The 1366-nt window shown below is 73.9% G+C and carries 2 protein-coding genes; both read right to left on the reverse strand.

Features of this window, described 5'->3' with window-relative positions:
• On the reverse strand, positions 1-656 hold a 656-nt coding region (locus JM664_RS18590; RefSeq protein WP_227421436.1), incomplete at its 3' end, for a GntR family transcriptional regulator.
• Positions 653-1366, reverse strand: a 714-nt coding sequence (locus JM664_RS18595; protein WP_264465810.1) for a (Fe-S)-binding protein, incomplete at its 5' end; no start/stop codon positions are given. The genes JM664_RS18590 and JM664_RS18595, both read right to left, overlap by 4 nt.

Genomic DNA, 1366 nt, shown 5'->3' on the forward strand with positions numbered 1-1366 from the left:
TTTTCGAGGCTTTTGCGGAGTGCGTTGAGCTTGTTCTGGAGGTGCAGGCGGAGGATGCGTGCGAGGCGGTTGGCGTCCCGGGTGGCGAGGGCTGTGGCGATTTCCTCGTGCTCGTCCATCGCCTGTCGCCATCGGTCGGCGCCGATGTTGGCCTGGTAGCGGCCGCGGCGGACGCGGCCGTCGAGGCTGCGCTGCATCTGCTCGAGGGTGGCGTTGCCGGCGGCCTCGGCGATGGCGAGGTGGATCGCCTCGTTGAGCGCGAAGTAGGCGGGACGGTCGCCCGCCTGGTAGGCCGCCCGCATCCGGGCGTGGGTCGCGAGGATCGCCTCGATCTGCGCGTCGCTCGCGTTCCGGGCCGCGAGTTCGCCTGCCAGCGCCTCGAGCGCGCCCATGATCGGGAACGCCTCCTCGAGGTCCTGCGCGGTCAGCGCGGCGACGCTGGCGCCCCGATTGGGGGTGAGTCGGACGTAGCCCTCGCGCGCCAGCACCTTGATCGCCTCGCGCAGCGGCGTGCGGCTGACGCCGAAGCGCGCGCAGAGCTCGCGCTCGTTGATCCGCGCGCCGGGTTCGAGCTCGTCCTCGACGATCATCCGGCGCAGGCGGAGCGCCAGCTCGTCGTGGAGCGAGGCGCGGCTGATCGGCTCGGCGGAGGTCATGCGGCCTCGCAGGCGGCGCGAAGGAGGGTGGCGACATGCACCGCGCGGCGGCCCGAGCCGTCGACGATCTGGTGCCGGCAGGAGGTGCCGTCGGCGACGATCCAGTCGGCCGGGCCGGCGGCGCGGACGGCGGGCAGCAGCGAGAGCTCGGCCATGGCGCGGGAGACGTCCGCCGTCTCGGCCTGGTAGCCGAAGGACCCGGCCATGCCGCAGCAGGACGAGTCGATCAGGTTGACCTCCAGCTCGGGCACGGCGCCGAGGACCTCGGCCACCGGCGCCATGACGTTCGCGGCCTTCTGGTGGCAGTGGCCGTGCAGCCAGGCGCGGCCGGGCAGGGGGGTGAGGGGCAGGCGGTCGACGTGGCGGGCGAGGAACTCCTCGAGGAGGAGGACGCGCCGGCCGTCGGCCTCGGACCAGTCCGGCAGGAGGCGCGGCGCCTCGTCGCGGAAGGTCAGCAGGCACGACGGCTCGAGCCCGACGACATGCGCGCCGCGGTCGAGCGCCGGGCGCAGGGCGGCGACGCTGCGCGCCATCTCGGCCCGCGCCTCGTCCACCAGCCCGGCGGAGAGGTAGGTGCGGCCGCAGCAAAGCGGACGCTGCGACGGCGGCTGCGCAAAGCCGACGCGGAAGTCCGCGGCGCGCATCACCGTCACCGCGTCGCGCAGGTGGCCGGGCTCGAACCAGCGGTTGAAGGTGTCGGCGAAGAGGAT

The sequence above is a fragment of the Roseitranquillus sediminis genome (genome assembly GCF_016918935.1).
GTDB lineage: Bacteria > Pseudomonadota > Alphaproteobacteria > Rhodobacterales > Rhodobacteraceae > Roseitranquillus > Roseitranquillus sediminis.